The 24,922-nt window shown below is 45.2% G+C and carries 24 protein-coding genes and 1 other annotated feature; of the genes, 3 read left to right on the forward strand and 21 right to left on the reverse strand.

Annotation, left to right across the window (positions count from 1 at the left end; genetic code table 11):
- Nucleotides 1-348 precede the first annotated feature (348 nt).
- Nucleotides 349-562 (forward strand) — a binding site (T-box leader).
- A gap of 58 nt (nucleotides 563-620) precedes the next feature.
- Nucleotides 621-1,613, forward strand: coding sequence for a tryptophan--tRNA ligase (trpS, locus tag V6D44_RS03760; RefSeq protein ID WP_253269002.1), 993 nt, complete (start codon nucleotides 621-623; stop codon nucleotides 1,611-1,613).
- 238 nt (nucleotides 1,614-1,851) lie between these two features.
- Here trpS and V6D44_RS03765 read toward each other — a convergent pair whose 3' ends face one another.
- The 9 genes from V6D44_RS03765 to fabH form a co-directional block, all read right to left on the reverse strand.
- The gene (locus V6D44_RS03765) at nucleotides 1,852-2,604 is read right to left on the reverse strand and encodes a YjbA family protein (RefSeq protein ID WP_087993441.1); all 753 of its coding nucleotides are present in this window, start codon (nucleotides 2,602-2,604) and stop codon (nucleotides 1,852-1,854) included.
- A 205-nt stretch (nucleotides 2,605-2,809) separates the two neighbouring features.
- The gene (appC, locus tag V6D44_RS03770; protein ID WP_087993442.1) at nucleotides 2,810-3,721 is read right to left on the reverse strand and encodes an oligopeptide ABC transporter permease AppC; all 912 of its coding nucleotides are present in this window, start codon (nucleotides 3,719-3,721) and stop codon (nucleotides 2,810-2,812) included.
- Between the two features lie 16 nt (nucleotides 3,722-3,737).
- On the reverse strand, nucleotides 3,738-4,688 hold the full coding sequence (locus V6D44_RS03775; protein ID WP_087993443.1) for an ABC transporter permease: 951 nt from the start codon (nucleotides 4,686-4,688) through the stop codon (nucleotides 3,738-3,740).
- Between the two features lie 74 nt (nucleotides 4,689-4,762).
- Nucleotides 4,763-6,394 carry a peptide-binding protein gene (locus V6D44_RS03780; protein WP_202328449.1) on the reverse strand — a complete coding sequence of 544 codons (1,632 nt, stop codon included), beginning with the start codon at nucleotides 6,392-6,394 and terminating at the stop codon, nucleotides 4,763-4,765.
- An 87-nt stretch (nucleotides 6,395-6,481) separates the two neighbouring features.
- On the reverse strand, nucleotides 6,482-7,471 hold the full coding sequence (gene appF / locus V6D44_RS03785; protein ID WP_087993444.1) for an oligopeptide ABC transporter ATP-binding protein AppF: 990 nt from the start codon (nucleotides 7,469-7,471) through the stop codon (nucleotides 6,482-6,484).
- Nucleotides 7,468-8,454, reverse strand: coding sequence for an oligopeptide ABC transporter ATP-binding protein AppD (gene appD / locus V6D44_RS03790; RefSeq protein ID WP_202328450.1), 987 nt, complete (start codon nucleotides 8,452-8,454; stop codon nucleotides 7,468-7,470). Before appD ends, appF begins: the two co-directional genes overlap by 4 nt.
- A gap of 190 nt (nucleotides 8,455-8,644) precedes the next feature.
- On the reverse strand, nucleotides 8,645-9,430 hold the full coding sequence (locus V6D44_RS03795; RefSeq protein WP_087993446.1) for a DUF2268 domain-containing protein: 786 nt from the start codon (nucleotides 9,428-9,430) through the stop codon (nucleotides 8,645-8,647).
- Between the two features lie 77 nt (nucleotides 9,431-9,507).
- Nucleotides 9,508-10,749 carry a beta-ketoacyl-ACP synthase II gene (fabF, locus tag V6D44_RS03800; protein WP_087993447.1) on the reverse strand — a complete coding sequence of 414 codons (1,242 nt, stop codon included), beginning with the start codon at nucleotides 10,747-10,749 and terminating at the stop codon, nucleotides 9,508-9,510.
- Between the two features lie 22 nt (nucleotides 10,750-10,771).
- On the reverse strand, nucleotides 10,772-11,710 hold the full coding sequence (gene fabH / locus V6D44_RS03805) for a beta-ketoacyl-ACP synthase III (RefSeq protein ID WP_087993448.1): 939 nt from the start codon (nucleotides 11,708-11,710) through the stop codon (nucleotides 10,772-10,774).
- A gap of 163 nt (nucleotides 11,711-11,873) precedes the next feature.
- Here fabH and V6D44_RS03810 point away from each other — a divergent pair, with 163 nt between their 5' ends.
- Nucleotides 11,874-12,101 carry a hypothetical protein gene (locus tag V6D44_RS03810; protein ID WP_087993449.1) on the forward strand — a complete coding sequence of 76 codons (228 nt, stop codon included), beginning with the start codon at nucleotides 11,874-11,876 and terminating at the stop codon, nucleotides 12,099-12,101.
- 29 nt (nucleotides 12,102-12,130) lie between these two features.
- Here V6D44_RS03810 and comZ read toward each other — a convergent pair whose 3' ends face one another.
- The 4 genes from comZ to V6D44_RS03830 all read right to left on the reverse strand — a co-directional run bounded on the left by comZ (nucleotide 12,131) and on the right by V6D44_RS03830 (nucleotide 14,756).
- Nucleotides 12,131-12,322, reverse strand: coding sequence for a ComG operon transcriptional repressor ComZ (gene comZ / locus V6D44_RS03815; protein ID WP_003224559.1), 192 nt, complete (start codon nucleotides 12,320-12,322; stop codon nucleotides 12,131-12,133).
- Nucleotides 12,323-12,336: 14 nt separating this feature from the next.
- Nucleotides 12,337-13,290 (reverse strand): transcriptional regulator Med, encoded by a 954-nt coding sequence (gene med / locus V6D44_RS03820; protein ID WP_087993451.1) that lies wholly within the window; start codon nucleotides 13,288-13,290, stop codon nucleotides 12,337-12,339.
- A gap of 90 nt (nucleotides 13,291-13,380) precedes the next feature.
- A complete protein-coding gene (locus V6D44_RS03825; RefSeq protein ID WP_087993452.1) occupies nucleotides 13,381-13,941 on the reverse strand; it encodes a hypothetical protein in 561 nt (186 codons plus the stop codon).
- Between the two features lie 80 nt (nucleotides 13,942-14,021).
- Nucleotides 14,022-14,756, reverse strand: a complete 735-nt coding sequence (locus V6D44_RS03830) for a hypothetical protein (RefSeq protein WP_202328451.1) — start codon at nucleotides 14,754-14,756, stop codon at nucleotides 14,022-14,024.
- Nucleotides 14,757-15,003: 247 nt separating this feature from the next.
- On the opposite strand from V6D44_RS03830, the gene V6D44_RS03835 reads away from it, so the two are divergent.
- Nucleotides 15,004-15,189 (forward strand): YjzD family protein, encoded by a 186-nt coding sequence (locus V6D44_RS03835; RefSeq protein WP_087993454.1) that lies wholly within the window; start codon nucleotides 15,004-15,006, stop codon nucleotides 15,187-15,189.
- A gap of 46 nt (nucleotides 15,190-15,235) precedes the next feature.
- On the opposite strand, the gene V6D44_RS03840 is transcribed toward V6D44_RS03835, so the two are convergent.
- The 8 genes from V6D44_RS03840 to argC form a co-directional block, all read right to left on the reverse strand.
- A complete protein-coding gene (locus tag V6D44_RS03840) occupies nucleotides 15,236-15,415 on the reverse strand; it encodes a YjzC family protein (protein ID WP_087993455.1) in 180 nt (59 codons plus the stop codon).
- Nucleotides 15,416-15,495: 80 nt separating this feature from the next.
- Nucleotides 15,496-16,455 carry an ornithine carbamoyltransferase gene (gene argF / locus V6D44_RS03845; protein ID WP_202328452.1) on the reverse strand — a complete coding sequence of 320 codons (960 nt, stop codon included), beginning with the start codon at nucleotides 16,453-16,455 and terminating at the stop codon, nucleotides 15,496-15,498.
- Entirely contained in the window at nucleotides 16,443-19,535 is a 3,093-nt protein-coding gene (locus tag V6D44_RS03850) for a carbamoyl phosphate synthase large subunit (protein WP_333516278.1), read from the reverse strand. Before V6D44_RS03850 ends, argF begins: the two co-directional genes overlap by 13 nt.
- Nucleotides 19,528-20,589, reverse strand: coding sequence for a carbamoyl phosphate synthase small subunit (locus tag V6D44_RS03855; RefSeq protein WP_087993458.1), 1,062 nt, complete (start codon nucleotides 20,587-20,589; stop codon nucleotides 19,528-19,530). The genes V6D44_RS03850 and V6D44_RS03855 overlap by 8 nt, the downstream gene beginning before the upstream one ends.
- Before the next feature lie 71 nt (nucleotides 20,590-20,660).
- Nucleotides 20,661-21,818, reverse strand: a complete 1,158-nt coding sequence (locus V6D44_RS03860; RefSeq protein ID WP_087993459.1) for an acetylornithine transaminase — start codon at nucleotides 21,816-21,818, stop codon at nucleotides 20,661-20,663.
- Complete coding sequence (gene argB / locus V6D44_RS03865; RefSeq protein WP_087993460.1) at nucleotides 21,815-22,591, reverse strand: acetylglutamate kinase; 777 nt, start codon at nucleotides 22,589-22,591, stop codon at nucleotides 21,815-21,817. The genes V6D44_RS03860 and argB overlap by 4 nt, the downstream gene beginning before the upstream one ends.
- Before the next feature lie 14 nt (nucleotides 22,592-22,605).
- Entirely contained in the window at nucleotides 22,606-23,826 is a 1,221-nt protein-coding gene (argJ, locus tag V6D44_RS03870) for a bifunctional ornithine acetyltransferase/N-acetylglutamate synthase (RefSeq protein WP_202328457.1), read from the reverse strand.
- A gap of 19 nt (nucleotides 23,827-23,845) precedes the next feature.
- Entirely contained in the window at nucleotides 23,846-24,883 is a 1,038-nt protein-coding gene (gene argC / locus V6D44_RS03875) for an N-acetyl-gamma-glutamyl-phosphate reductase (RefSeq protein WP_087993462.1), read from the reverse strand.
- Nucleotides 24,884-24,922 lie beyond the last annotated feature (39 nt).

The raw sequence follows: 24,922 nt of genomic DNA on the forward strand, positions 1-24,922 counted from the left end.
AAAAGCTGTAACAATAGAGTGAACAAGTTCATTATAATGAAACAAATAATTTATTGCAATATTATTTTATCAATTTAAAATATTTGAACTTCGTTAGTTTTTCTTCCACGAACATAATATCCTTCTACCATTTAAAGCATAAATTGATTAAAAACTATTTAATCATTTTTCTTCCCATATTGCTTTTTACATATAATATCTAGCTGTTTTCACGCTGATAGCAGTTATCATTTAGGGATTTGCCTGCGCGTCCGTGATTTTTATATCATTACCATGTTACTGGGAAAAGAATGTTTTTTCATGATGACAATTGGTTATAATTGATTTATAATGAAGCAATCAAAAGAAAAGCGTGCTATGAAAAAGAGTAGTACACATTTCACCTGTTTGAAGAGAGTCTGCGGTGCTGGGAGCAGATAACGGGCAATGTGGAATGGACTTTGGAGCAGCTGACCGAATCCTAAAAAGTAGGCTCAGCCGGAGCAGTCTCCGTTAAAAACGTCAGAGTGATTCCATTTTAATGGAATAATCAGGGTGGCACCACGGTTCATTCGTCCCTTTTTTTACAGGGGAAGAATGAGCCTTTTTATTATGTTTTAAGAAATGAGGTAGATGTTTTCATGAAACAAACGATTTTTTCAGGTATTCAGCCAAGCGGATCTGTTACGCTCGGCAACTATATCGGTGCAATGAAGCAATTTGTCGAACTGCAAAATGATTATAACAGCTATTTTTGCATCGTGGATCAGCATGCGATCACCGTGCCTCAAGACCGGATTCAGCTCAGAAAGAATATCCGCAGTCTGGCGGCGCTATACTTAGCTGTCGGGCTTAATCCAGAAAAAGCAACATTGTTTATTCAATCAGAGGTTCCCGCGCATGCGCAGGCCGGATGGATGATGCAGTGTGTCGCGTATATCGGCGAGCTTGAACGGATGACTCAATTTAAAGACAAGTCCAAAGGCAATGAAGCTGTCGTCTCCGGCCTGCTAACGTACCCGCCGCTGATGGCCGCCGATATTCTGCTGTATGGAACGGATCTTGTGCCTGTCGGCGAGGATCAAAAGCAGCATCTTGAGCTGACGCGGAATCTCGCAGAACGCTTCAACAAAAAATATAACGACATCTTTACGGTTCCGGAAGTGAAAATTCCAAAAGTCGGCGCACGCATCATGTCTCTGAATGATCCGCTGAAGAAAATGAGCAAATCCGATCCGAACCAGAAATCTTATATTACCTTGCTGGATGAACCAAAGCTTCTTGAAAAGAAAATCAAAAGCGCTGTGACAGATTCTGAGGGCATTGTGACATTTGATAAGGAAAATAAACCGGGCGTTTCCAACCTTCTTACAATTTATTCAATCCTCGGCAATACGACGATTCAAGAGCTTGAAGCTAAGTACGAAGGGAAAGGCTACGGCGAGTTTAAAGGGGATTTGGCAGAAGTCGTGGTTAACGCATTAAAACCGATTCAGGATCGCTATCATGAACTGATTGAATCTGATGAATTAGACCGTATTCTTGATGAAGGCGCGGAACGTGCGAACCGGACAGCGAACAAAATGCTGAAAAAAATGGAGAACGCCATGGGTCTTGGCCGAAAAAGACGCTAATTCAAAAAACCGCTCTTGGCAAAGAGCGGTTTTTCAGATTGTAGACAAAGTCCTAAAACGGTTTTCGTTTTAGGACTTTGTCGTCTTTTCAGCGTGATTGAAAACCCTTGAAGTCTAGGAAGGGCGAGCATCGGAGCACAGCGAATGTAGGAATTCGTGAGCACCGACGCGCAGGCCTGACAACGAATGCGAGGGTTTGTCGACACGCTGAACCACTCTTGGCAATGAGCAGTTTTTTTCAGTTTACCTTTGATTCGTTTTCCATTTCCCATAGCTTTTCGAAAAAAGGCTGTCCTTTTATCAGGTTTTCGCAAAAAGCTAAATGCTTGTCCGACCAGCCTTCAATTGTTTCGTTATACAGCATGTCCCAAATCTCTTCAAAGCTCATCCGTTTGATTTGTTCATACATATGCGGGTTCCATTCTGTGTACCAGTAGCCGATTTCAGCGCGGTTTTCCAGCCCTTTTAATTGGTCCAGCGCCATAAACATCAACTGCTTGATTTGCCGTTCTTTTCTTGTCAGCCCTCTGACGTGCTCTGGTGCTAATGATAAAATATGATATTCTTTGGAGGATTCGAGCTTCTTTGGCTCAAATTCATATGTTTCAGGCTCTACATCTTTTACCATTTCATAAACGAGCTGCTCCTGCCTTGGGATCAGACGGCTTTTTCTGACAGGGATCGTGTAGCCGATTGTGTCAACAGCCAAAATGCCGATTCCGTCTGTTACGACAAAACAATACTCAAGCTTTGTCCGCTCATGATTTTTCCGAATGTACGATTTCTGATGTATATCTTCAAGTAAATCTTTAGGAAGCTCAGATAAATCGTTTTCTATGTAATGAAACAGTACCGACGGCACCCTTAACAGCGGCACCTGATCCAAAAGCTCAACCGTATCTTCCTTGCGCCATTCGTGAAAGTGGCAAACATTGTAGCCATTTTCTTCCCCTTCAAACCAATTGACCCACACATCATGAAGAAATAACATCTCTAACCCCTCACTTTTATAAAAACTGTTGTCCACAGTATAGGCAAGGGACAGAGAAATTATTCCAAAGAAGTTGAGGAAATCTGGAATCGCTGGGTTAATATCAGAATCACAAAAAGCAGATCTCTTTGTAGATTTTCTGACAAAAAGAGACCTGCTTTTCTTCTATTTTCGTTACATTTTGTAACAAATATTGTTTTCATTTTTATTTAATATTTTTTGGATCCAATGCATCTCGCAGGCCATCACCGACAAAGTTGAAGCATAAAACGGTCATTAAAATAAATAGCCCGGGAAATAATGGGTACCACCATGCCTGAATCATCACTGTGAAATTTTGTGCGTCTTGAAGCATATTTCCCCAGCTTGCGATTGGCGGCTGAATCCCGAAGCCTAAGTAGCTCAGCGCTGACTCAGCGAGAATAACTGAACCTACCTTTAATGTTGCTGACACAATAATCGGTCCTAACGCATTGGGGAGAATATGTGAAAAGATAATTTTGTGAGTCTTCGTTCCGATTGTTTTAGCAGCCAGAACGTATTCCCTTGAACGAAGCGATAGAAACTCTCCTCTTACCAATCGTGCCGTTGTTGTCCAGCCGGTGAGACAGAAAATTAAAATCAGTTTGTCCACACCGGGCTTGAAGATGGTAACTAGCGTGATCAGCAAGAAGATATCAGGAATGGATAATACAATGTCGACCAGACGCATAATGACAGCATCGACTATTCCTCTGAAATATCCCGCTAACGCCCCTAAAACCGTTCCGATCAAAATCGAACCGACTACTGACGCAAAACCAACCAATAAAGAGACACGCGCCCCATACAAGATTCGGCTGAAAATATCTCGGCCGAATTTATCTGTTCCCATCAGATGTTCAAGGCCCGGCGCCTTATATTTATCAAGCAGGCTTTGCTGCTCTTGGGGATAAGGCGCAATTAAAGGAGCGAAAACAGCCGACATAATAATGATAAACAGAATGACGGCACCTAGAATGGCCAGTTTGTTTTTCGAGAATTTTTCCCAGAAAATCTTGGTCATCGTCTCTGGTTTTTTCGAAATATTTTCTTTCAGCCTGATCTCCGGCGAGGGAGTTGTTTGCAGCTCTGACATCTCTGTTTCCCTCCTTTTAATATTCGATCCGCGGATCAACAATCGCGTAAAGGATGTCTGCAATGAGGTTTCCGACAACGACAAGAACCGCCGAGATCACAGTCATTGCCATGATAACCGGATAATCGCGCTGGAATGCCGAATCGACAAACAGCTTTCCTAGCCCCGGCCAAGTGAAAATCTGCTCTACGACAACCGCTCCGCCGATAAAGGAGGGAATCATTAAACCGAAGATCGTAATAACAGGCAATAGCGCATTCCGCAAGCCATGCTTAAACAATACTCGATTCTCTTTGAAACCTTTTGATCTGGCAGTCCGGATATAGTCTTGGTTTAAAACATCGATCATATTGGATCTTGTATACCTCGTTAAGCCTGCCATATCAGCTGTCGCCAGCACAAAAGCGGGTAAAAGCAAATGATGAATCCGGTCTACATAACTAAAATCCGCATTAAGCGTTGCAACTCCCCCGGTCGGGAACCAGCCGAGATTCACGGCAAACACCATAATTAAAATCAGTCCGAACCAAAAATTCGGGATCGCCAAACCGATAAATGAAGTAAACGTAATACCGTAGTCCAGCTTCGAATAAGGTTTTTTTGCAGAAATGACTCCGAATGGGATGGAAATGATCAGCGCCAATATCGTTGACACCAGCATCAAGAGGAGTGTGTTGGGCAGCCGTGCTAAAATCAGTTCTGAAACAGGCGTCCCTTTTCTGATGATGGACGTGCCGAAATCCCCTTGAACCATATTGCCGAGCCATTTTAAATATTGAACGTACTCAGGATCGTTGAGGCCGTATTTTTCAATAAACTGCGCCCTGTCTGCCTGGCTGATCGTCGGGTCCATCATAAGCGTCATCGGGTCTCCTGGAGCGGCTTTCATAATAACGAAAGACAAAATTGTAATTCCCAATAAAATAGGAATCGAAGATAGCGTTCTTCGAATGATATATGTAACCATATTCTTGTCCCCTTCGTTGTTCTTTTTCAAAATTAAAGGGGAAGGAAACGCGCTCCCTCCCCTGCAAGGGAAATTTATTGGGCAAGCCACCATTTTTCAATTTGGTACAGCTCGCGTTTCGGATGATACACATAACCCTCTAAATTAGCCGGCATCGCCATATGGTTGTTCGGATAATAAAGGAAGGTGTACGGCTGGTCTTCAGCAAGCTTTTGATAAATTTTTTCATAGGCTTTAGAATATTCCTTACGGTCACTGATTGATTTTGCATCTTTGAGAAGCTTATCAACTTCAGGGTTTTTGTACCACATATTATTCAAGCCGTTTTTAGACTGGCTTGAATGGAAGATATCGTAATGATCCGGGAACGTGGACAAACTCCACCCTAAAACCATTGCGTCATAGTCCCAGTTAGGGGCACTTGTCTGTTCGACTAACGCGCTCCATTCCACGATTTGCGGCGTTACTTTAATACCGACTTTCTTCAGCTGTTCTTGGACAACAACTGCAATGTCTTCACGGACTTTGTTCCCTTGGTTCGTTTTCAGTGTAAACTCGAATTTTTTACCGTCTTTATCTAAGAAACCGTCACCGTCAGTATCTTCCCAGCCGGCTTCTTTCAGCAACTTCTTCGCTTTTTTCACATTGTATTCAAATTTAGGAACCTCTACATCTTTCGGGTAATTCCATGAAGCAGGGCTTTCAGGAATGTAAGCGACCTCACCGTCCCCATCCAATACGGTTTGCACCATTGTTTCACGGTCTAAAGCTGTCGTAAGCGCCTGGCGAACTTTTTTGTCTTTAAACAGCTCGTTTTTCTCATTCCAGCCGATATACGCGTAGCTCAGCGCCAAATCTGTAACGACTTTGACATTATTAAACGATTCCGCTGTCTTATAGTCCGTTGAAGGCACGTTAAAGAAATCGATATCTCCCGCTTGAAGCTGGGCAACCGCAGCATTGGCGTCAGGAATGATTTTATACGTGACACTGTCTAAATACGGACGGCCGTCATAGTAGTCATCATTAGCAACAAGCTTGACGTATTGCCCGTCTTTCCATTCCTTAAATTTGAAAGGACCCGAGCCGATTGGATTTTTTCTATTAAAATCATTATCCTCAAGCTCTGCAACCGGTACATCTTTTAAAATGTGCTCCGGCAGAATTCCGTAACTGTCTAACGTGTTGTTATAGAAGTTAGGGTCTTTGTACTTCAGTGTAAATAAAACCTCGTAATCTCCCTTTTTCTCTACCGATTTCAGCATTTCAAAGTTCGAGCCGCGCTCTCCTTTGTAATCCTTGTTCAATGGAATGTTGTACGTAAAGACCACATCATCGGCAGTAAGCTCTTCTCCGTCATGGAACTTAACACCTTTTTTGATTTTCACATCATATTTCAGTCCGCCATCCAGCTCTTTCACACTTTCGGCCAGTGACATTTTGACATTTAAGTTTTCATCTGTTTTTGTTAAAAAGCTGTAAATCATTTGTTCAATATCTGTGCTCGATTCATCAGTTGAATATAGTGAGTTGAAAAGTGTTGGCGCTCCGATTGAACCAACAACCAAATCCCCGCCTTGCTGCGGTTTTCCGTTTGATTTTTTCTCACTGCTGTTGCTCGATTTTGATCCCGAGCAGGCCGATAAAAAGATGGCCAGAACCATCAATACACTTAGCATCATCAGTGCGGTTTTCCGTCTTTTCATTCAATATTCCCCCTCTTGAAATGTTCGTTCTTCTCAGCTGTTGTTTATGTAGTGTGCATACCCCCTCTCAAAGCTGTGCGGGCAACATTAGCTATAAAGGTGACAAGCCACAAAGTGGCTGGGAGCAGCTTCTTTGAATGCTGGTATTTGTTCCTTGCATATCGGCTTTGCAACAGGGCATCTCGTATGGAAAACGCAGCCTTTTGGCGGATTAGCCGGACTTGGCAGTTCTCCCTTCAGGACGATGCGTTCACGTTTGACAGAGCCTATTCTTCTTGTAACCGGAACGGATGATAGAAGAGCTTGGGTGTAAGGGTGTAGCGGATGGTCGTAAAGCTCATGCTTGCCGGTCAGTTCCATCATTTTGCCAAGATACATCACTCCGACTCTGTCGCTGATATGGCGGACGACACTTAGATCATGAGAGATAAATAGATACGTCAGATTAAATTCTTCCTGTAATTCTTCCATTAAGTTAATCACTTGGGCCTGAATGGATACATCAAGTGCGGAAACCGGCTCATCTGCGATGATCAGTTCCGGATTCAAAGTGAGCGCTCTGGCGATCCCGATCCGCTGACGCTGGCCGCCGGAAAATTCATGTGGATAACGGCTGGCAAACGACGGGTGGAGACCTACTCTCGCAAGCAGTTCTTCGACTTTTTCGTTTCGTTCACGCATCGTATACATGTGGTGCGTATGTAACGGCTCCTTAATGATAGAACGCAGCGTTTTTCTTGGATTCAAAGAAGCAAACGGATCTTGGAAAACCATTTGAATATTTTTGCGGACACTTTTCCGCAGCTTCTCCTCTGACAAATTGGAGATATCCTGCCCTTTAAAAAGGATTTGGCCTTCTGTCGGTTTGTACAGCCTGATCATCGTCCTGCCGGCAGTCGATTTTCCGCAGCCCGACTCTCCAACGATCCCGAGTGTTTCTCCTTTTTTTAACGAAAATGAAACACCGTCCACCGCTTTCACATCGCCGACTTTTCTTTGAAAAAAGCCTGAGCGGATTGGGAAGTATTTTTTTACGTCACGTAGCTCTAAGATTGTTTCTTGATTAGCTGCAGTCATGATTGTTCGGCACCCTCTTCCTCATATAAAAAGCATCTCACCGTTCTTCCGCTTTTGTGCGTCAAAAGCGAAGGCTGATTTGTCCAGCATTTATCCATGACTTTCGGGCACCTTGGGGCAAAACGGCACCCCGGCGGCAGGTTATCCGGTGTCGGCACGCTGCCTTTAATCGCATTTAATTTATCAATCTCCCCATCTATGACGGGAATCGACGTCAGCAGGCCTTCTGTGTAAGGATGAAGCGGCTCTAAAAATAAGTCGTCGACGGTGGCGTTTTCCACGACTTGTCCGCAGTACATGACAATTACTCTGTCAGCTGCTTCCGACACGACACCTAAGTCGTGTGTGATGAGAAGAATTGACGTGTTGAACTTCTGACAAAGATCTTTCATGAGTTCCAAAACTTGGGATTGGATTGTCACATCCAGCGCTGTCGTCGGTTCATCGGCAATGAGCAGTTTAGGATTGCAGCTGAGTGCGATGGCAATCATTACCCTCTGCCTCATTCCGCCGGACAGCCGGTGCGGATACTCCTTCATCATTTGCTCTGCCCGGGAGAAACCGACCATCTGCAAAAGTTCAACAGCTTTTTGGCGGGCTTCTTTTTTCTTCATGTTTTTATGGTAAATCAGCACTTCGGTAATTTGGTCTCCGATTGTTAACACCGGATTAAGGGAGGTCATTGGTTCCTGAAAGATCATAGATACTTCGTTTCCGCGGATTTTGCAATAGTCATTTTCAGTGAATGAGGTGAGGTCTCTGTCTTCGAGTTTAATAGAGCCGTCCATGATTTTTCCGCCTGAGCTTTGGACGAGGCCCATAATGGATAAAGAAGTAATGCTTTTTCCGGAGCCCGATTCACCTACAAGCGCTACGGTTTCGCCTTTGCTGATGTGAAAATCGACTCCGTCAACCGCAGGGATCGGCTCCTTTTTCCTAAAAAAATAAGTCTTTAAATTATTCACTTCTAAAAGTGTGCCCATGCTAGCTCCCCTTTCCCCCTCTTGTTGTCAAACATTTTCAAGAGAAAGCAATCCCTTTATTCAGAAATAATAAATAATAATGAATTATCTAAAAATTTTATAGTTGTATATTATTACAATCATTTTGCAAAATCAAGAATTTTTTAGGATAAATGTAATATTATTAACGAAATTCCATTATTTTATTCTTTTAAAGCGTTGCATTCAAAAAGGTTTCAGCAGGAATGGACAGTCCGTCTGCCGTGTTTGCTTTGTTGGCTGTTAAATATTTTTTTACTATATTGAATCCGACTGCGTATCCAAGCATTTTGGGCTGATATCCTTTGCCGAATAACAGCTGTGAGAATAATCGATTGTCCCGTTTGATATCCTGGTTGGGTGCAATTTTTTTCTCGTATAAAGCCTGCAGCTGCTCCGGGGTATACCAAGATGCCCATTCAGCCGTTTGACTTCGGCCGAACCTCTCATAAACAGCATATTCTGCAAGCCCTTCCATGATGATTGTATCAAGTAATGTGACATCTTTTTCATCTTTTGTCAGACGATCTAACCTGCAAACGTGATGATATTCATGTGTCATCAGGGCAGAAACTGACGCAAAATCCAACTCTGACGAGAGAAAGAGGAACATTTTGTCTTGAAAAGCGAGTCCTGATTTTGATCCGAATTCTAAACGGATTCTCCTGTTTCGTTCGTCAACCGGCAGTGTGACAATCGGCACATCGGGACCTTGCCATTTGTTTTTAAGGTACTGTTCTTCTTTTTGAATATGCTCAAAAAAACCTTTTTCTTTCAGCTCGGAAGCAGTATGGATGCCCTCTTTTATGTTTTTAAACATTCCATGATGCTGAAGGTGCCCCAGAATGCCTTTCCAGTTCTTTTTCTCCACACCTGAAAAAAGCGGGACAATGTAATGCGCCAAATCATCTATTGACGCGGCCTTCCCGAGCCAACTGTATGTTTGTTCCACACTCATATGTGATCGCCTCCTCTTTTTATCCTATGCGCACACAAAAAAACCGGCTACCCTTTAGGGCAGCCGGTGTGGCGTGATCATGATTGGTATTTCTTAAAGATTAATGTTGCATTGTGTCCGCCGAATCCCAATGAGTTGCTTAGAACATAATTGAGATCCTGTCTGCGGGCTTCATCAGGCACATAATCTAAATCGCATTCTTCGTCTGGTGTTTGAATATTGATTGTCGGCGGGATCACACCTTCTTTAATGGCAAGCACAGAGAAAATCGCTTCAATTCCGCCAGCTGCTCCTAAGAGGTGGCCTGTCATCGATTTTGTAGAGCTTACCGCAAGTTTATGGGCATGCTCGCCGAAAACGGTTTTAATCGCCATTGTTTCGTATTTGTCATTGTAATACGTGCTTGTCCCGTGAGCATTGATATAATCAATGTCTTCAGGAGAAACGGCCGCATCTCTAATGGCTTCTTGCATTGCTCTCGCTCCGCCTTCACCGTCTTGGGCCGGCGCTGTGATATGATAAGCGTCTCCCGTTGAGCCGTAGCCTACAATTTCTCCGTAAATCTTAGCGCCGCGGGCCAGAGCATGTTCAAGTTCTTCAAGAACAACAATCCCTGCACCTTCACCCATGACAAAGCCATCTCGGTTTTTATCGAACGGGCGGCTTGCTGTTTTCGGATCTGGATTAGTAGACAGCGCTTTGTTGGCGCTGAAGCCCGCGAATGACATTCTTGTCAGCGGCGCTTCTGTTCCGCCTGTGACCATAACATCTGCATCACCGCGCTGAATGACTTTAAACGCGTCACCGATGGAGTTCGTTCCTGTAGCGCATGCTGTAACCGTACAAGAGTTAACCCCTTTTGCTCCTAATGCGATGGAAATCTGCCCTGTCGCCATATCCGGAATCATCATTGGCACGAAAAACGGGCTTACTCGTCTCGGGCCTTTCGTTAAGAAGATTTCAAATTGAGACTCTAGTGTTTCAAGTCCTCCAATACCGGAGCCTACCCAAACGCCGACTCTCGGCGCGATCTCATCGGTAATGTTAAGATCCGCGTCTTCAACCGCCATTTTCGCAGCTACGACCGCATATTGTGTGAAGCGGTCCATTTTTCTGGCTTCTTTTTTATCCATATAATCTTCAACATTGAAGTCTTTTAATTCAGCAGCTACTTTTGCCGGATATTCTTCAGCATCAACACGAGTGATCGGACCGATTCCGGACACACCGTTGATTGCGTTATTCCAACTTGTATCAACGTCGTTGCCAAGCGGAGATAATGCTCCAAGTCCTGTAACAACTACTCTTTTTTTACTCATCTAGTGTGCACCTCACCTTTTTTTAGCGGCCCCAGCGAATTGCAATGGCGCCCCATGTTAATCCTCCGCCGAACCCTACCATGACGACCACATCGCCGTCTTTGATTTTACCGGCTTCCAATTCTTCTACAAGAGAGATCGGAATGGATGCGGCAGAAGTATTTCCATATTTATGAACGGTTTTAGACATCTTTTCGACAGGAAGCTCTAAACGCTCGCGAGCGGCTTCCATAATGCGGATGTTCGCCTGATGCGGAATCAAAAAGTCGACGTCCTCTTTTGAGAGTCCGGCTTTTTCAATGACATTTACGCATGATTCTCCCATTTGGCGGACTGCAAATTTGAAAACTTCTCGTCCATGCATGATTGTATGTCCTTTTTCATTCAGATACAAGTGCTGACCGCCTGTGCCGTCTGCTCCTAGTTCAAATGAAAGAATTCCTCTGTCATCACTGACTGGTCCGACTACCGCAGCGCCTGCTCCGTCTCCAAACAGAACTGCTGTATTTCGGTCTTCCCAGTCTGTAATGCTTGAGAGCTTTTCTACACCGACAACAAGAACATGCTTATAGGTTCCGGATTCAATAAATTGTTTACCGGTTATAACCCCGTACATGAAGCCCGCACAAGCCGCGCTGATATCCATAGCGCACGCTTTCTTCGCGCCTAGCTCTTCTTGAATCATACAAGAGACCGTAGGGAATGACTGATCAGGTGTAACAGTTGCCACCAGGATCATATCCAGATCCTCTGCCGCGACTTCAGCTTGTTCCAGCGCCTTTTTCGCTGCTGCAACAGCCATATGTGATGAATACACATCATCTGCGGCAATTCTTCTTTCTTCTATTCCTGTTCTGGTACGAATCCACTCATCAGAAGTTTCAACCATTTTTTCAAGATCATGATTTGTTAAAACCTTCTCAGGAATGTAACGACCAACACCAAGTATTCCAGCTTTCATAAGGGAAGACTCCTTTATATTGTAAATTTAGAAGATCAATCAGTTGTGATCAATTATTAGTATCAGGTACTAATTCTATCCTATTTTTTTTCACATGGCAATATATTCGTCTAAACTATCAGTTCATCTTAATCATAGAGTATTGTATATAGAAAGGAGGCGTATGCAGTTGGATGTGTTTTCAAAGATGATGTTCGGCGATTCCGCAAAACAAACAGCAGAGAAGGAAGAACAGCAAGAGGAGGTTTCCCAGGCAAACGAAGAAGAGACGAATCATTACATGCATATTATGGACCAAATCGGTTCAATTATGAACTCTGTTGATCAAATCAAGCCCGCTTTAAAGGAGCTTGCGCCTATGATTTCCGCTATTAAAAAGAAAATCATGTGAAAAGCCACTTTCACAAAAGTGGCTTCTTCTTATTCGGTTTCAGATTTTGCGTCAGACTTGCCAAGCTCATAAGCTTCAGCCATTACCGTGGTAAAAAGATTCATAAACGGCTGTATGGCCTCCATTGACAGCTCAATGCCTGATTTTTCAAGCTGTTCTTTCGCTTCAGGAAGATATTTCATGGCAATTTGCAAGAACTCCAGTGATTTTTCATGCTGCATATGACGTCACTCCATTACTCGTTTTTTGGCAGTTCGCCTGTTTTGTTGTACGTTTTGATCAGCTTGGCGATTCTATGCTGAAAGTCTTTATCGACTAGCGGGCTGAATGTTCCCATTTCAACAACTCCGGTTTTCAGGTCGTAGTAATGATCGCCGCCTTCAAGGGAGCCTTTGTTGAATTGCTCAGCGATGATTTCATAGGCCTTGTCCACATTTTGCACAGTGCTGGTTAATACGGTATTCTCACCCAGTTCTGATTGATCTGTGACGTAGCCGATGGCATAGAGGCCGTCTTTTTTGATTTGCTGAATGACAGGAACATTATACCCGTCTCCAGCGGGATACACAACATCCGCGCCTTCGTTCTTCATTTTTTGATAAAGCTTTACTGCCGTCGTATCATCATCCCAATGAGCCGTATATTTCGTGTTTACTTCTATATCCGGATTTTCATATTTGGCCCCTTTGATAAAACCGTCAACCTCTGGCTGCCACGTAAAGGAAGCAATGACGCCGACCTGATTTGTTTTCGACATATGGGCAGCTGTCATTCCTCCAAAAAAGCCCATTGCTTCGCCGCTGAAATGGACACTCGTCACATTATCGCCTTTCGCTTTCGCATTGGAAATGACGAATTCCATATCCGGATAATCTTCGCTGACCAAGTTAAACACTTCTGCATATTCACTCCCGTGGCCATAGAGAAGATTGACGCCCCGCTTATGAAAATCCTCAATCGCATTTATGATATCTTCATCTGTTTTTACGCCTTCTTTATAGTAGACGTCCACATTGTATTTTGATTGTATATTCAGTAATCCTTTATACCCTTTTGTGCCCCATACGAGATCGTTAATCGTATCAGGAAAGAGCATGCCGACCTTCTCAATTTTTCCTTTAAACGGAGTTTGTCCACATCCGCTTAATAAAAGGAGGACAGAAAAGATCATGACAAGCCTTGTGATCAAGTCATGTTCAACTCCTTTTGACAAGCTATAACATGTATCATTTTTATACGTTTATTGTATCTAGAAAACTCGAAACATGGAAGGTTTTTCTTAATATTTGTCGAAAATTGATGAAAATTGTCTTTTCCACTCGATTATTTTTGTTTTTGCTTCTTCTTTTGTGGTTTTTTCTGTGACTTGCAAATCGAAAATCTGATCTTTGCTTTTTTCGAGGCTTGGTTCAAGCAGGAACCTCAGCAGCTCCTCAGCGACATCGTCTGTGTAACAGCCGTCTTCTTCGGTTTCTTCTTTCCACGGTCCATACATTTTCGGCAGGATCACCGCTTTTTCTGAGCCTGCCTTTTCACGTTTTTCCCATTCTTTTCGGTCTTGTTCATATACTAATATATAGGGGGAATCAAATTGGTCTAAAGGCAAAAAGCCGCCGAACTGGATACAAATTGTATCATATTTTTGATCTCCAATGCGTTCAAGCTGGCGAAAGAGTCCATTTCTCCCAAGCCACAAGAGTCTTTCTTCTAAGTACATTTGTCTATTTTCATCTTCTGTTTCCGCCAGAATAACGTCAACATGTATGCCTTCATCCATCATTCGCTCGCATAATGAAAGGCCGAAAAATTCGTCCGCACCTACAATCAGCGTTGATTCCATTGCATCTGCCGCCTTTCCGGTTTTTCATTTCCAAAGCAAAACAGCCTCCGCAAAAGAGAAGGCTGTTGTTATTGTATTCTCTATAACTCTTTTTCATGACTGTGAAAGAATTTGCAGATTGATGCATAAATTCTGCTTGGATGCTCAAATAAGTGAAATGTCATGTCGACTGGTGAACCTCGCTTTTGCTGTTGTTCCTTGAATGCTTCCGCATGTACGCTGTATGGATAGGGCGCTCCGGTCATTCGCTGCCATATATGAACCGGCACGCCGCTCGGATAGCTTTCAATTGTTTTGTAACGGAACGCTTCCGCTTCTTTTTCAGTTATTCCGCAGCTTTCCGATACCTCTTTCAAAAATTGCTTATAGAAAAATTTATTTTCTTTCTCTGATTCATAATGAGCCTGAAGATCGAGACAAGGATTCAACATTGCGGCTGAACGGATATGATCCGGGGAAAAACGAAGTAGTTCATCGGCCACGAGAGCACCCATTCCTTCTGCTAAAATATGAATCTTCGGATTGAGTATTTCCTGCTTCAGAACGGAATGTATCAGCTGTTTGGCATAGGCGACCGCTTTTTTCGCGCCCCAATGCCTTCCGTAGAGATTGCTGTTAAAAAGAGTGTATCCTTCATTCCTTAGCATGTTCAGAAGCTGATTTCTGCCGTAATGCTGCAGCCAAAAGCTTGAATCATTTCCGACAAAGTGGGTTCTGTCCCCCAAGATAAAGATGCCAAAGCCGTTTGGGCGATAGGGCAGATGAATCACATTCTGCTCCGTTCCCAATTGAAAGTACCTTTCCGTTATTCCCATCGCTTGCCCGCCTCCTTTCACACTTCATCTCACGCTATCTTATGTAAAAAGAAAAGAAACGAATAAGGTAAAGTCCTAGCCTTTATGAGTTTTGGCTATTATACCATTCGATGTTTTTTGTTTTATTTAAAGTGTATCGAATCAGACTCTTTTGTCACCTCATTTTTCTTCTAAAATTGGATTCCCCCTTCGCTTTTTGTATGGTATGATAGCTTTTAGAATAGAATGAGAAGGACGAGGTGGAAACGTGCGATATATTATTGCCTTTATTTGGACGTTCCTTTTATCACATATGGCATGCTACTTGGTTGCCAGCATGAACAGCGTTGCGTATCAATTCAAAACATCATCTGTCATTGCTGTAGTACTGTATGTCTTGATCATGGTTTTAGCAGAAATCATGCCTATGAACAAAAATGCAAGCCAGCATTAAAACGCCAAAAACCCAAAACATTTCATTGTTTTGGGTTTTTTCTTGATCACGGCTTTCTTTTATATGTCCACAGCCGGTTGTGATTTGATGTCTCAGGAAACATATCCCCTGCTGACAAATGGATCTTTTGCGGGTTTTTAACCATACTACCTGTCTCGCCGATTTCAACGTAGACGCCATTGTTGGGCGCCTTCTGTCCCGGACGGAATTGATGCTGCTGACCCACTGTTTTTCCTCCTTTTCCTTTTTGCTGTAGTATGCGCCTATTCGCCTGTCAATATGTTTCCATCAAAAAAACTGCTGAGCTCAGCAGTTTTTCGATGATTCCCCTCTGTATAAAACGGCCTTCAGCAGTGCTTTTTGCACGTGAAGACGGTTTTCCGCCTGCTGAAATACCGCCGAATTCGGCCCGTCAATAATCTCAGCTGTCACTTCCTCCTCACGGTGCGCAGGGAGGCAATGTAAAAAAGTATAATCAGGCTTGGCATGGCTGACCAGCGCCGCATTCACCTGATAAGGGGCAAATACAGTGAGACGCTCTTGTTCTTCCGCTTCCTGCCCCATGCTTGTAAACACATCAGAATAAATCACGTCCGCGTCTTTTACAGCTTCAACCGGATCAGCTGTAAGCGTGATAGAAGCGCCCGATTGACGTGCAGATGTTTTTGCCGCTTCAACTGCTTCATCTAACACTTCGTATCCCTTTGGCGAAGCGATCGAGACATCACAGCCCATTTTCGCGCAGCCGATCATTAATGAATGCGCCACGTTATTTCCGTCCCCGATGTACGCGACTTTCACGCCTTTAATATTCCCTTTTATTTCCTTTATCGTCAACAGATCCGCCAGCGCTTGGCATGGATGGTATTTATCCGTAAGTCCGTTGATGACCGGAATGTCGGCTTCTTTGGCAAGCTCCTCCACTTTCTCATGCTCAAAGGTCCGGATCATAATGGCATCGACATAGCCTGACAGCACTTTTGCCGTATCAGCGACGGTTTCACCGCGCCCCAGCTGCAGATCTTTCTGGCTTAAGAAGAGAGCGCTCCCGCCCAGCTGCGCCATGCCTGCTTCAAATGAAACACGGGTCCGCGTTGATGATTTTTCAAAAATCATTGCCAAGGTTTTGCCTTGGAAAATAGGCTGAATTTTGTTTTGTTTCAGTTCACCGGCTTCTGCGAGCAAGGCGTTTATATCCTGTTCACTAAGATCCTGTAACGTTAATAAATCTTTTCCGTATAAACTGGTTTCCGTCACTGTGTGCATGATGCCACTTCCTTTTTATAGAGATCTTTGAGAGATACAGGCTGCGGATGGCCTGAACCGCTTTGTAAAAACGCCCGCACGGTTTCTTCTTCTGTAAAGACGGTGATGCCGTGCGTCATGGCTTCTAAACGTTCTTTGCGCGCTTCTTCAGAGCCGCTCAAATTGATGTGGATCGCTTTTCCTTCCAGCTCCATCCATGAGGCAAATGTCCCTTCATGTACCGTAAAACCGGCGTTTTCCGCTAATTCCTTGATATCGTCCGGCCCATTTTGGAAATAAATGCTTCCTTTTTGATTCCAGACACGTGTATAGATTTTTTTCAAGGCGCTGTCGGCATCGTATGCAACACACATGCCTTCTCCCGTTGATTTCATTTCCGGCCCAAGCTTGACATCTACATCTTGAATCGCATGTGATGAAAAGACCGGGAACTTTACAGCAACGCCGTGGTGATTTTGAACTGCGGGGTTTACATCTTTTAAAGACGCCCCCGCCAGCAGCCGTGTGGCGAGCGGAATCATCGGAACGCCCATTACTTTGCTGACGACAGGAACCGTGCGGCTCGCTCTCGGATTCACTTCAAGGACGAGAATGTTTCCACTGTCGATCACAAATTGAATGTTCATGATGCCTTTAAATGAAAGCTTTCGGGCAATTTTTTGCGCGGCATCTTTTATGTCTTGCTGCAGCCCGCTTGTGATGGACGGTCCGGGAAGGATGGCAAAGCTGTCTCCCGAATGGACCCCTGCCCGTTCAATATGCTCGGTATATGTCGGGATAAAGACATCCTCACCGTCGGATATCAAATCAATTTCGACTTCCTTACCTGACACATACTGATCAATTAAAATCGGGTACGGCATGCTGTCCTCTCCGTTCAGCAGCTGAGAAAGCTGAGTTTGCGAGTCAACAATGATCATGCCCATTCCGCCGATGACATAAGACGGACGGATTAACACCGGATAGCCGATCTCATCAGCTTTTTCAGCCGCCTCTTCTTTTGTATAAGCGATTTCTCCCTTTGCGTGCTTCAAGCCAAGCTCATCAAGAAGCTGATAAAATTGATCCCGATCCTCTAACACGTCGAGCGTTTCAAACGAGGTTCCGAGAAGGGTAATGCCGGCTTTTTCGAGCGCTTCAGCAGCATTGATCGCGGTTTGGCCGCCGAATTGCACGATTGCAAAATCGATGTTTTCCTGCTCCGCCACGTTTAAAATGTGCTCCGTAGTCATCGGTTCAAAATACAGGCGGTCCGCAATTTCATAATCTGTGCTGACCGTTTCTGGGTTGTTGTTCATCATGATGGTTTCGAACCCAAGCTCTTGCAGTGTCAGCACGCCATGAACGGCACTGTAATCGAATTCAACTCCTTGGCCGATGCGAATCGGTCCCGATCCGATAATCAGCGCGCGTTTTTTCTCTTTTCGGCTGATGTCACCATCTGTCTCTCCGAAATATGTCGAGTAAAAGTAGTTTGTTTTCGCATCAAATTCAGCCGCGCATGTATCGACAATTTTGAAGGAAGGTGTAATGCCCATCTCCTTGCGAAGCGCGCGCACCTCTTCTTCTGTTTTGCCGATCAGCGAGGCAATCGTTGCGTCTGAAAATCCCTTCTCCTTTGCTTTTTTCAATAAGTCAAAAGAGAGATCGCTTCCCGCCTCCATCAAGCGGTTTTCCAGTTTGATGATGTTGTCAAAGGTATGGAGGAAAAACGGATCAATTTTTGTTTTCGCATGAATGTCTTCAATCGTCACGCTGCGGCTCAACAGCTCCATGACAACGAAAAATCTGCGGTCGTCAGGAGTGACTGCCAATTCCCATAGCGCTTCAATCGACAAGCCGCTGAGCTCTGGAAGATGCGTACCGATGTTTTTCAGTTCAAGGGACGCTGCCGCCTTTTGTATCGCCGCTTCTAAATTCCGTTCAATCGCCATCACTTCACCGGTGGCTTTCATTTTTGTGCCAAGCTTGCGGTCTGCGTTTTTGAATTTATCAAACGGCCAGCGCGGAAATTTGACGATCACATAGTCAAGCGCCGGTTCAAAGCTTGCGTAAGTTGACCCTGTGAGCGGGTTTTTCAGCTCATCAAGGGTATATCCGACCGCCAGTTTCGCAGCCATCTTGGCAATCGGATAACCGGTTGCTTTAGACGCGAGAGCCGATGACCGGCTTACCCGCGGATTGACTTCAATGACGTAATATTGCTTGCTGAATGGATCAAGCGCGAATTGAATGTTGCAGCCGCCTACGACATCAAGCGCTGAGATGATCGTCAGACTTGCCGTCCGCAGCATTTGATAGTCTTCATCCGTCAATGTTTGTGACGGCGCCACAACGATGGAGTCCCCTGTATGCACACCGACCGGATCGATGTTTTCCATATTACACACGGTAATGCATGTGTTATTGCGGTCACGCATGACTTCATATTCGATTTCTTTAAATCCGGCTATGCTTTTTTCCACAAGGCATTGATTGATCGGGCTTGCTAACAGCGCCTGTTTAATCATGGCTGTAAAGGCTTCTTTATTAGGGGCGATGCCTCCGCCCTTTCCGCCTAATGTGTAAGCAGGTCTGATAATGACAGGAAAACCGATGGATTCCGCAAAACGGAGGGCGTCCGCCTCGTTATCTACAATTTCACTATCCGGCACGGGCTGGTTCAATTCATTCATTAACGAACGGAATTTTTCCCGGTCTTCACCTTTTTGTATGGTTTCAACGGATGTGCCGAGCAGTTTGACGCCGTGCTCTTTTAAAACACCCGTTTCTTCAAGCTCCACCGCTAAATTCAACGCGGTCTGCCCGCCTAAATTGGCAAGAAGCCCATCAGGCTGTTCTTTCTTAATGATATTTGTCAGGCTTTCTGCTGTCAGCGGCTCAAAATAAATGTCATCAGCGAAGGCATCATCGGTCATAATGGTCGCCGGATTATTGTTGACGAGGATCACCCGATAGCCTTCCTCCTTCAGCGCGATGCACCCTTGAGTGCCTGAATAATCAAATTCCGCTGCCTGCCCAATGATGATCGGGCCAGAGCCGATTACTAATATGCTTGAAATACTGGTGTTTTTAGGCATGCGCGATTTCTCTCCTTGCTGGTATCACATTCTTTAGATAATCATCAAAAATCCATTCGCTTTCCGCCGGTCCGGGATGGGCTTCCGGGTGGAATTGCACACTCATGACAGGCCATTTTTTATGGGAGAGCCCTTCAACTGACGTATCATTAACGTGATGAAACCTGATCGTGAGCTCTGCTTCATTAATAGACTGTTCATCAACCACATAGCTGTGGTTTTGGCTAGTCATGAAGACACGTTTCGTTTCACGGTCGATGACCGGATGATTTGCGCCCCTGTGTCCGAACGGCAGCTTAAATGTATTCCCTCCGAACGCGAGCGCGATCAGCTGATGTCCGAGACAGATGCCGAGCGTCGGATAACGGCTGACGATGCTTTTGATTTTTCCTAAATAAGGCTGAATGGCTTTCGGGTCTCCGGGTCCGTTCGATAACACAATGCCGTCCGGCTTTATATCGTATACAGCTTCCATTTGCTGATACGGCACAACGGTGACCTTGCAGCCCCGTTTCACGAGTGATGACGCGATGGACTTTTTATAGCCGAAATCAATGAGGGCGATATGTTTATGGCCGTCGCCGAATGTGCTGATTTCCTGCGCGGATGCCTGCTCTGCCACGTTTTCTGGCTGAAGGGCGATCTCAGCGGCTTCTATAGAGCCTGTAACAGTCGCACCCATCGTTCCGTTTGCGCGGATTTTTTTCACGACAGCCCTTGTATCAACATGGGTCAACAGCGGAATGTTCCATTTTTGTAGATACTCCTTGAGGCTGTATACGGCTTCATGATGAGAAAAATGATCACATGCCTCGTAGACAACCGCGGCTTTCACTTGCGGTTTCTTGCTTTCAAAATCCTTTTCATTAATGCCGTAGTTGCCAATCAGCGGGTAGGTAAATACGATAATCTGTCCTTTATATGATGGATCTGTAAGCACTTCCTGGTAGCCTGTCATTCCTGTAAAAAAAACAGCTTCTCCCGTGCAGCTTCCATGACCGTCCAGCTCGCCGCTGAACGCTGTTCCATCTTCTAACACTAAATAACCTTCCATCTAACAGCCCACCTCTTGATGAATAATTAATTATAAAAATGAATTTTTATACCTTGATGTCGAAAAAAAAATTACTGGTTTACAGCGGAATAATGAGCGATCGCCTGTTTCAGCTTGCTGACGGCTTCTGCTATTTCATCCTTTGTCACGGTGAGCGGCGGCAGCAGCCGAATGACGTTCGGGCCGGCCGGCAATACAAGCAAGCCTAATGTCTGCAATTCAGTAATGATGTCGGCAACCGGTCCATCACATTCAATTCCAAGCATTAATCCTTTACCGCGGATTTGTTTGACAAAAGGATTCTTTAGCTCAGCCTCGAGCTGTTTTTTTAAAAATGCCCCTTTGTCAGCAGCCTTTTGCAGAAAGTCAGCCTGGAATATAGTTTGCAGTGTGGCATTCACAGCAGCCATCGCCAGCATATTTCCTCCGAAAGTCGTTCCGTGAGAACCTGGGGTAAACGCTTCTCCCAGCTGTTTTTTGCCGATGACAGCACCGACTGGAAAGCCGTTTCCCAATCCTTTTGCGACTGTGATGATATCAGGTGAGAGCCCAAAGTGCTCGTAGGCGAAGCCCTTTCCTGTGCGGCCGATGCCGGTCTGGATTTCATCAACGATTAAAAGAGCTTCCTTTTCCTTGCAAAACGACTGTACGGCTGTTAAAAATTCAGCGCTTGCCGGATTGACTCCGCCTTCTCCCTGCACTGTCTCAAGCATCACAGCGGCAATGCCGTCTTCCTCGCCAAGAGCCTCAAAAGCGGACGGATCGTTGTACGGAAGGTAGTAAAAGCCTTCCAGCATCGGGCCGAAGCCTGTTTTGATTTTATCCTGTCCGGTCGCGGCCATCCCTGCGTACGTGCGGCCATGGAACGACTGAAGAAAAGTGATGATTTTTGTTTTTCCAGTTGCTTTTCGGGCGAGCTTTATCGCGCCTTCATTCGCTTCCGCGCCGCTGTTGCAGAAAAAAACGAGATCTCCCGCACTGTGCGCCGCCAACTTTTGTGCAGCTTGCTCCTGGAGACTGTTTTGAAACAGGTTGGATACGTGCCATACGCTGTCGAGCTGTTTTTTGACTGCTGCCGTGACCGCTTCATGGCAGTGGCCTAGATTAGACACCGCAATCCCCTGAATGAAATCGAGGTAGGTTTTGCCGTTTTGATCCTCAACGTACGTTCCCTTTGCTTTTTTGATGTCAATATCCCAGCGTCCGTAGGTTTGAAACAAGCTGCTCATGAAACAGCCTCCTTTGCTTTGACAATTTTTGTTCCTTGAAAGGTTTGTTCTGTGAAGAATGATCTTTTTCCGTTTACGATCATGACTTCAGACACCTGATCTGATAAAGCCGACAAGGCTGAATTGACCTTCGGAATCATCCCCCCTGTGATCACTTCCTGTTTGATCAGCATTTGAATCTCCTCAGGGGTCAGGACGTCGAGACGCTGCTTTTCTTTCAAGATTCCATCGACATCTGTGACGAACATCAGCTTATCGGCTTCAAGCGCTCCGGCGACTGCTGAAGCAGCCAGATCGGCATTCACATTCAGCGTCTTGCAGTCACTCGTCATAGACAGCGGCGCGATAACAGGAATGATGCCCTTTTCCATCAGCGCGTTCACCATGGATGTATCGACCTTTTTGATTTCTCCGACTTCCCCGTATGTTTCCGGATCGAGATAATCCGCCTCCAGAAGACCGCCGTCCTTACCGGAGATGCCTGCGGCACGCAGTCCGTGTTTGGCAAGCTCGGCAACGAAAAATTTATTCACCGAGCCGGATAAAACCATCTCAGCCACTTCCAGCACCGGCTTCGTTGTTTTGCGCTGTCCTCCTGAAAACTCTGTTTTGATATTTAACCGTTTCAGCATATTTGTGATTTCCGGGCCGCCGCCATGAACGATCGCCGGTTTCCATCCTGACGCCATCAGTTCTTTCAGGTTATGAAAAAATTCCTCCGACAGCTCACGGATGACACTTCCCCCGCATTTAAAAACGATTGTTTTCTTCATCATGCTCCCCTTTATTATGTGCGATAGCTCGCGTTAATTTTGATATAGTCATAGGTCAGGTCACAGCCCCACGCTCTTCCGTTCCCGTCACCTTCATCCATCTTGATGATAATGGTGATTTCATCTCCTTCAAGATATTCCTTGGCGAGAGATTCAGAGAATGCCTGAGGTTCATTATGCTTAAACAGGCATTGGCCCCCGAGATAAACCTCTACTTCTTCCGCCGTCACCTGAGCTGTGCTGTGCCCGATGGCACCGATGATGCGCCCCCAGTTGGCATCTGTTCCGTAGACTGCCGTTTTCACGAGATTTGAACCGACTATTTTTTTCGCAATCACGTTCGCGTCAAGATTATTTTTCGCTCCCTGCACTTGAGCTTCGATTAGTTTTGTCGCGCCTTCTCCGTCTCTCGCAATCTCTTTAGCCAAATCCTCGCAAGTTAGCAAGAGCGCTTTTTTAAAGACCGGCCAGTCTGGGTGATCTTCCGTCAGGCACTCATTTTCGGCGCAGCCGTTTGCCATGACCAATACCATGTCGTTCGTGGATGTTTCACCATCAACTGTGATTTGGTTAAATGAAACATCAGTGATGTCGCGAAGCGCCTTTTGCAGCGCTTTTTCTTCAATTGCCGCGTCTGTCGTCACAAATCCCAGCATCGTGGCCATGTTCGGATGAATCATTCCCGAGCCTTTAGCCGCTCCGCCGATCGTGACTGTTTTGCCGCCGATTGTCAGCTCATAGCACGTCTGCTTGATCACCGTATCGGTTGTTAAGATCGCTTCCTCAAAATCTCCCGATCCCGCGGGTGTTTGTGTCAGCAGTTTGATGCCTGCCTGAATTTTTTCCATGTCTAAATACTCGCCGATGACGCCCGTTGATGAAACGGCGACAAACTCCGGCTCCATACCCAGCTGTGCGGCAAGACTCTCCCGCATTGTGTATGCGTCCTCTATGCCCTGTTCTCCCGTGCAGGCATTGGCAATGGCGCTGTTAACGATGACAGCTTTCAATGCTGATCCATGCTTTAAGCTGTCTTGTGTGACTTTGATCGGAGCGGCCTGAAAGTGGCTTTGGGTATAAACCGCCGCACTTACGGCCGGTGTCTCGCTGATAATGGCGCCAAGGTCTTTTTTCGAGTAGCGCAGCCCGCAATGCACGCCCTTTGCCTGAAATCCTTTTGGCGAGGATACATCACCTGTTACTTTTATAATTTGCTCTTCACTTAACTGAATCATGGTTCGATTCTCTCCCGTTCTATGGATAAATTGGCGTCATGGTGAGCCCGGTTTCTTCATTCCAGCCATTCATCAAATTAAAGTTTTGCACAGCCTGACCGGCGGCACCCTTCATTAAATTATCGATTACCGAGACGATCGTGACTCTGTTCGTTCTCTCGTCCAGGGTAACGGCGATATCACAGAAATTACTGCCGCACACTTCCTTCGTTTGCGGATACTGCCCTTTTGGCCTTATTCTCACAAAATATGAATCTTGGTAAAATTCCGAATATAAATGATGCAGGTCATCTGCTGATAGGCCAGAGGTTAATTGCGTATACATCGTTGCCATGATGCCCCTTGTCATCGGAACCAAGTGAGACGAAAATGTAATAGGCCCCAGCCCTGGCTGCCATTCTTGCAGCGCCTGTTCAATTTCCGGCGTGTGCTGATGTTCATTGACTTTATAAATTTTAAAATTGTCGTTCAGCTCAGAAAAATGAGTTCCCATGGATGCTTTTCTTCCCGCTCCGGAAACACCGGTCTTCGCGTCAACGATAACGAAGGATTCATTGAGCAGTTTCTGTTGAGCCAATGGCGCGAGGCCAAGCAAAACAGCAGTTGGAAAACAGCCCGGATTGGCAATGAGTTTCGCCTGTTGGATTTGCTTTTGATTCAGTTCTGCCAGGCCGTAAACCGCCTCATGAATCACTTCCATCGGTGCCGATTTCCGTTTATACCATCTTTCATATTCAGCGGGCTCTTGTATCCTCAGATCACCTGACAGATCAATCACCGGAATTCCCGCATCTGCCAGCTGCGGAGTCAATTCACTCGATACCCCGGGCGGTGCAGCAAGAAACATGATATCTATTTCGTGTTTGATCGTATTCATTTCAATCGGCTTCAGCTTCTGTTCGGCTAAGCCGGTAAGATGAGGATAAACCTCGCTATAGACATTCCCTTCACCGCTGGATGAATAAAGTATACATTCCTCTGCATGAGGATGATGCGAGAGAATCCGGACAAGTTCGGTGCCTCCATAGCCTGTAGCGCCTACAATTCCTATTTTCAAAACAAGTTCACCTTCTTGGTCTTTGTGAAATTATTTAAC

The organism is Bacillus sp. 0209A, from assembly GCF_036765095.1.
Classification (GTDB): domain Bacteria; phylum Bacillota; class Bacilli; order Bacillales; family Bacillaceae; genus Bacillus; species Bacillus subtilis_G.

Bases quoted from the DNA above. Each gene is read 5' to 3' on its own strand.
- trpS (WP_253269002.1), top strand. From the start codon at position 621: ATGAAACAAACGATTTTTTCAGGTATTCAGCCAAGCGGATCTGTTACG.
- V6D44_RS03765 (WP_087993441.1), bottom strand. From the start codon at position 2,604: ATGTTATTTCTTCATGATGTGTGGGTCAATTGGTTTGAAGGGGAAGAA.
- appC (WP_087993442.1), bottom strand. From the start codon at position 3,721: ATGTCAGAGCTGCAAACAACTCCCTCGCCGGAGATCAGGCTGAAAGAA.
- V6D44_RS03775 (WP_087993443.1), bottom strand. From the start codon at position 4,688: ATGGTTACATATATCATTCGAAGAACGCTATCTTCGATTCCTATTTTA.
- V6D44_RS03780 (WP_202328449.1), bottom strand. From the start codon at position 6,394: ATGAAAAGACGGAAAACCGCACTGATGATGCTAAGTGTATTGATGGTT.
- appF (WP_087993444.1), bottom strand. From the start codon at position 7,471: ATGACTGCAGCTAATCAAGAAACAATCTTAGAGCTACGTGACGTAAAA.
- appD (WP_202328450.1), bottom strand. From the start codon at position 8,454: ATGGGCACACTTTTAGAAGTGAATAATTTAAAGACTTATTTTTTTAGG.
- V6D44_RS03795 (WP_087993446.1), bottom strand. From the start codon at position 9,430: ATGAGTGTGGAACAAACATACAGTTGGCTCGGGAAGGCCGCGTCAATA.
- fabF (WP_087993447.1), bottom strand. From the start codon at position 10,749: ATGAGTAAAAAAAGAGTAGTTGTTACAGGACTTGGAGCATTATCTCCG.
- fabH (WP_087993448.1), bottom strand. From the start codon at position 11,710: ATGAAAGCTGGAATACTTGGTGTTGGTCGTTACATTCCTGAGAAGGTT.
- V6D44_RS03810 (WP_087993449.1), top strand. From the start codon at position 11,874: ATGCAGTTGGATGTGTTTTCAAAGATGATGTTCGGCGATTCCGCAAAA.
- comZ (WP_003224559.1), bottom strand. From the start codon at position 12,322: ATGCAGCATGAAAAATCACTGGAGTTCTTGCAAATTGCCATGAAATAT.
- V6D44_RS03825 (WP_087993452.1), bottom strand. From the start codon at position 13,941: ATGGAATCAACGCTGATTGTAGGTGCGGACGAATTTTTCGGCCTTTCA.
- V6D44_RS03830 (WP_202328451.1), bottom strand. From the start codon at position 14,756: ATGGGAATAACGGAAAGGTACTTTCAATTGGGAACGGAGCAGAATGTG.
- argF (WP_202328452.1), bottom strand. From the start codon at position 16,455: ATGCACACAGTGACGGAAACCAGTTTATACGGAAAAGATTTATTAACG.
- V6D44_RS03850 (WP_333516278.1), bottom strand. From the start codon at position 19,535: ATGCCTAAAAACACCAGTATTTCAAGCATATTAGTAATCGGCTCTGGC.
- V6D44_RS03855 (WP_087993458.1), bottom strand. From the start codon at position 20,589: ATGGAAGGTTATTTAGTGTTAGAAGATGGAACAGCGTTCAGCGGCGAG.
- V6D44_RS03860 (WP_087993459.1), bottom strand. From the start codon at position 21,818: ATGAGCAGCTTGTTTCAAACCTACGGACGCTGGGATATTGACATCAAA.
- argB (WP_087993460.1), bottom strand. From the start codon at position 22,591: ATGAAGAAAACAATCGTTTTTAAATGCGGGGGAAGTGTCATCCGTGAG.
- argJ (WP_202328457.1), bottom strand. From the start codon at position 23,826: ATGATTCAGTTAAGTGAAGAGCAAATTATAAAAGTAACAGGTGATGTA.